6 protein-coding genes and 1 tRNA gene are annotated in these 5,080 nt (G+C 62.7%); 6 read left to right on the top strand and 1 reads right to left on the bottom strand.

The window, feature by feature from the left end; translation table 11 throughout:
• From VIW95_RS02400 to VIW95_RS02375, 6 genes are all read left to right on the top strand, one after another.
• Positions 1–375: PstA family ABC transporter permease (locus tag VIW95_RS02400; RefSeq protein WP_331583658.1), on the top strand; the 375-nt coding region annotated here is incomplete at its 5' end.
• A 2-nt stretch (positions 376–377) separates the two neighbouring features.
• A complete protein-coding gene (gene pstB / locus VIW95_RS02395; RefSeq protein ID WP_331583656.1) occupies positions 378–1,139 on the top strand; it encodes a phosphate ABC transporter ATP-binding protein PstB in 762 nt (253 codons plus the stop codon).
• 16 nt (positions 1,140–1,155) lie between these two features.
• A complete protein-coding gene (gene phoU, locus VIW95_RS02390; protein ID WP_331583654.1) occupies positions 1,156–1,851 on the top strand; it encodes a phosphate signaling complex protein PhoU in 696 nt (231 codons plus the stop codon).
• A 25-nt stretch (positions 1,852–1,876) separates the two neighbouring features.
• On the top strand, positions 1,877–2,638 hold the full coding sequence (locus VIW95_RS02385; RefSeq protein WP_331583652.1) for a response regulator: 762 nt from the start codon (positions 1,877–1,879) through the stop codon (positions 2,636–2,638).
• Positions 2,631–4,031: an ATP-binding protein gene (locus VIW95_RS02380; RefSeq protein ID WP_331583650.1), complete on the top strand. Its 1,401-nt coding sequence runs from the start codon at positions 2,631–2,633 to the stop codon at positions 4,029–4,031. Before VIW95_RS02385 ends, VIW95_RS02380 begins: the two co-directional genes overlap by 8 nt.
• A 305-nt stretch (positions 4,032–4,336) precedes the next feature.
• A tRNA-Arg gene (locus VIW95_RS02375) sits at positions 4,337–4,413 on the top strand.
• Between the two features lie 225 nt (positions 4,414–4,638).
• On the opposite strand, the gene gspG is transcribed toward VIW95_RS02375, so the two are convergent.
• Positions 4,639–5,058, bottom strand: coding sequence for a type II secretion system major pseudopilin GspG (gene gspG / locus VIW95_RS02370; RefSeq protein WP_331583648.1), 420 nt, complete (start codon positions 5,056–5,058; stop codon positions 4,639–4,641).
• Between the last annotated feature and the right edge of the window lie 22 nt (positions 5,059–5,080).

Genomic DNA, 5,080 nt, shown 5'->3' with positions numbered 1-5,080 from the left:
ATGGTGCTGCTGGTGCCGCCGGAACTGCGCGAGGCGTCGCTGGCGCTGGGAGTGCCGAACTGGCGCACGATGCTGTCGGTGGTGGCGCGCACGGCGCTGTCGGGGATCACCACCGGGGTGATCCTGGCGGTGGCGCGAGTGTCGGGCGAGACGGCGCCGCTGCTGTACACGGCGTTCGGCAACCGGTTCTGGTCGACGTCGCTGTTCCATCCGATAAACACGTTGACGGTGCAGGTTTACACATACGCGATTTCGCCGTTTGGCGATTGGCAGCGGCAGGCGTGGGCGGGCGCGCTGGTGCTGACGGCGATAATCCTTGCGCTCGAGTTGGGCGTGCGATGGGTGACGGGCGGGGCGGCGAAAGCGCCAAGGTAGCCATGGCTGAAAAGCTGGTCGTCAAAAATCTCAACGCGTACTTCCACAAGAATCGCGCGCTCAAAGACGTCAGCCTGTCGTTCGAGCAAGACCGTATCGCGGCGATCATTGGACCGTCGGGATGCGGTAAATCGACATTGGTGCGATGCCTCAACCGGATGCATGAGGTGGTGCCCGGCGCGACTGCTACCGGCGAAGTGCTGCTCGACGGGAACAACATCTACGACAGCGAGGTCGATCCGGTGCAGGTGCGGCGGCGAATCGGGATGGTGTTCCAGAAGCCGACGCCCTTTCCGACCATGTCGATCGAGGACAACGTCGCGGCGGGACTGACGCTCAACGGAGTCGAGGTAGGCCGCGCCGAGCGCGATTCGATAATCGAGCGAAGCCTGCGCCAGGCGGCGCTGTGGGAAGAGGTGAAGGATCGCCTGCGGCGTCCCGGCGGGAGTTTGTCGGGCGGGCAGCAGCAGCGCTTGTGCGTCGCGCGGGCGCTGGCCGTTCAGCCCGAGGTGTTGCTGATGGACGAGCCGTGCTCGGCGCTCGACCCGATCTCGACCGCGCGCATCGAGGAACTTCTGCTCGAACTGAAGTCGGCGTACACTATCGTCATTGTGACGCACAACATGCAGCAAGCCGCGCGCTGCTCCGACATGACGGCATTCATGTACACCGGCGATCTGATCGAATACGGCGAGACCAAGCAGATCTTCACGAACCCCACCAAGCGTGAGACTGAGGACTATATCACCGGGCGATTCGGCTGATCTCGGGGAAAGGAAAATGGATAGTACACAGCCGCAGCATACCAACAGGCAGTACGAAGAGGATTTGCGCGGCTTGCGCGCCGGTCTGCTCAAGATGGGCGGACTGGTCGAGCGTCAAATCGCCGAGGCGGTCGATGCGCTGGTGAATCGCGACAGCGACCATGCGCGCGAAGTAATCCAGCGCGACGAAGAAGTGAATCGGATGGACAACGACAACGACGAGCAGTGCATCCGGCTGCTCGCGCTGCATCAGCCGACCGCCAGCGACCTGCGCTTTATCACGACGGGACTGAAGATCACGACCGACCTGGAGCGAATCGGCGACAATGCGGTCAACATTTGCGAGCGCTCGCTCGAGCTGAACGAAGTTCCGCAGCTCAAGCCCTATATCGACTTGCCGCGCATGGCGGAAATAGCACAGTCGATGGTCAAGGACAGTATCGACGCGTTCATGCGCGATGACACGGACCTGGCCGACCAGGTGATCGCGCGCGACGACGAAGTCGATCTGCTCAACTACCAGGTCTATCGCGAGCTGCTGAGCTACATGGCGGAGGATCCGCATACGATTGCGTCGGCGACGCGGCTGCTGTTCGTTTCAAAGTACCTGGAGCGGATCGCCGATCACGCGACCAACATCGCGGAGATGGTGACGTTTATGGTCAAGGGCAAGATGATCCGCCACGTGGAAACAAAGAAGCGGGGAACTTGATTTACAAGGTGGAGGGGGAGAAGCGATGAATCAAACCAGCCAGGCCACGAACCCGGTCTCCGAGGCGCAGCGCGGACTTCGCTACCGCGTGCTGATCGTCGAGGACGACGCCGACATCCGCGAGCTGATCCGCTACAACCTCGCGCAGGAGGGGTTCATCGTCGAGGACGCGGCCGACGGCGCGCAGGCGCTCGCGAAGGTCAAGCGGCGGGTGCCCGATCTGATGGTGCTGGACTTGATGCTGCCGGGGATGCCGGGGCTGCAGGTATGCCGCCAGATGCGCGCCGAGCGCGAGACCGCGCATCTGCCGATTCTGATTGTCACGGCCAAGGGCACCGAAGTGGACAAGGTGCTCGGACTGGAGATGGGCGCGGACGATTACGTCGTGAAGCCGTTCAGTCCGCGCGAGCTGGTGGCGCGGGTCAAGGCGCTGCTGCGGCGTGCGAATCCGCTTTCAGAGCCGGACTCCGGCGGCGGCGCGTATGATAAGGGGCGGCTGCGAATGGACTTCGGCACTTACCAGGTGTTCGTGGAAGAAAAGCGTCGGGAGCTTGCGCTGCGCGAGTTCGAACTGCTGAAATTTTTCGTGCAACATCCGATGCGGGTATATACGCGCGAACAACTGCTCGACATGGTGTGGGGACGCGACACGTTCGTCGAACCGCGGACCGTCGACGTGCACGTCCGCCGCCTGCGCCAGCATATCGAGCGCGATGACGCCAATCCGGAATTGATCCTCACGGTGCGAAGCGTGGGATATCGCTTCAACCCCGAAGCGCTTGGATAGAACGCCGACCGCCAGCCTGATTGCGGCGATAGGAATCGGTCTCGCACCCGCAGCTATATTCCTGGTGGTGCTGGCAGCCACCGGAGCGGCGTCGCCGGTGTGGGTCGCCGTGGTAATCGTGCTCGGACTTGCGCTCGGCGCGATTCCCGCCCGCGCAATCGGACGCGCGCTCTCGCGCCGCGCTGAAAGACTCGACGCCGTTGCCGCCGCGCTGCAAGACCGGCGCCCGCCACCACATCTGCTGCCGGAAGGAAGCGACGCGATGGGCCGTGCGGAGCATCACCTGCTCGACGCCGCCGACGCGATCGTCGCCGACGTGGATTCGCTGGCCGAGCAGCGTGACGAGTTCGAGGCCATCTTGCGCAGCATGGCCGAGGCGGTGGTCGTGACGGGAGCGCGCGGCGAGGTGATCCTCCTCAACGGCGCCGCCCGGCGCATCTTCGCCCTGGGCGCCGACACGGACTATCGTGCGCGGCCGTTCGTCGAGCTGTGCCGCGACCCGCGCCTGCAGGAATTTGCCGGACGCTCGATGCGATCGACGGGCAATGACGTGATGAGCGCGGAAATCATGATCCAGAACCCGGCGCCGCTGCACGTCAGCGCCAGTGCTGCGCAGATTCGTACCTCGCGCGGCGCTGCGTGGGTGTTCGTTTTTCACGACATCACGCAGCTCAAGGCATACGAGACGCTGCGCGCGGATTTTATTTCGAATCTAACGCATGAGCTGCGCACGCCGCTAAGCGCGCTGTACGGGTACGCGGAGACGCTCATCCAGGGCGTGGACGATCGCGAGACCTCGACGCGGTTCCTCGGCATTATCGAGCGGCAGGCGCGCCGCCTCGCGCGCTTGCTCGACGACCTGGTCTCGCTTTCAGATTTGGAACGCGGGCTTACTCCGCTCAAGATCGAGCAGCTCGAGCCGTCACGCGTGCTGTCCGAGGCGGCCGAGCTGATGCAGGCGCAGGCGGGGCGGCGCGGCCTGCGCCTGTCAGTGAATTGCCCCGATGGGTTGCCGAAGGTGGCAGGCGACCGCGACCGCTTGCACCAGGTGATGCTCAATCTGATCGACAATGCGCTCAAGTACACGCCGCGCGAAGGGCGCGTGACGGTCGAAGCGCGCGAAGCCACCGACTCCAACGGAGCAGCCGCGAAGCCGGGCGTCGCGCTGGTCGTGGTGGATACCGGCGAGGGAATCCCGGCCGCGGATATCCCGCGCCTGACGGAGCGATTCTATCGCGTCGATCGCGCGCGCTCGCGCGAGCTCGGCGGCACGGGGCTGGGGTTGGCGATCGTCAAGCACATTGTGCAGTTGCATCACGGGGCACTGAGGATCGAGAGCAAGGTGCATGAAGGAACGACGGTGTCGGTGTGGATTCCCGCGGCGCAGAATTAAATCACCTGCGCGGTGAGCGGCAGGGGGTGACCCCCTGCACCCCAGTGTTCATACGGCGAACAGGCGCTGCGCGCTGTTCGAAAAAGTTAAATGGTAAGACGAATGGGGTAGTATTTAGCGCTGGACACAAGTGCGGCAATTTTGTATTAAATAGCTACCTACAGTAGAACTGACTGGTCTGACACTTCTCCAGACCAGTCAGTTGCGGGCCGGCGGACACTTCTCCCGCCGGCCCGTTTTTTATTCAGGCAAAACCGTTCTGCTTGCTCGCGGCGCCGCGATATGAAAATTTCTAGGGTTCCGATGCGCCATTAGCTCAGTGGATTAGAGCGGATGACTACGGATCATCAGGTCGGGGGTTCAAGTCCCTCATGGCGCACCATTCTTATCAACCTTAGTTCCCTCGCCCTCTGATTCCTCTTATTCCCTCGCCCCACGTCTCATCCCCTCGCCCCATGTGGGGAGAGGGTGAGGGACAATTGTGCGGCGTGGATGTCTGTTGCGCCGCACATTTAGGAACCTCAGCAATTTCGGTCCCTCATCCGCCGCGCGAGGACGCGTGGCGGCGGGGCTTCCCCCACGGGGGGCGAGGCAAGATTCGAGACCCTCACTGCGATTGGGTGGCGACGATATCGTCGGCACTTTCGACTCCGTCTGGGCCCAGCGACTTCAGGACGTACGAATTCCCATCGCTTTGATAGAAGTACGGATTCCCCCACGGGTCTTTCGGAAGGCGCTCGATATAAGCGCCAGTGTAATAGACGAGGGGAACTATGCCATTTGTCGGCGGCGTGACCAGCGCTAGAAGACCCTGATCGGTGGTCGGGTAGTATCCGTTGTCGCGATAGTAACGATCCAGCGCGGTCTCGAGCTCGGCGATATCGGCCTGTGCCTTGGTGCGCTTGGCCTTATCTGTGGCGCCGCGCAGGCTCTGCACGACAATTGTCGTCAGCAGACCCACGACCAGAATAGGCACCATGATTTCGATGCAGGTGAATCTGTGCTGACTGTGTCGGCTTGACCTCATCGCAGTTACGGAAGTAGACGAC

The organism is Binatus sp. (SeqCode) (assembly GCF_036522015.1).
Lineage (GTDB): Bacteria > Desulfobacterota > Binatia > Binatales > Binataceae > Binatus.
The sequence above is the reverse complement of the archived record's forward strand: the minus strand, read 5'-3'. Positions and strand labels throughout refer to the sequence as shown.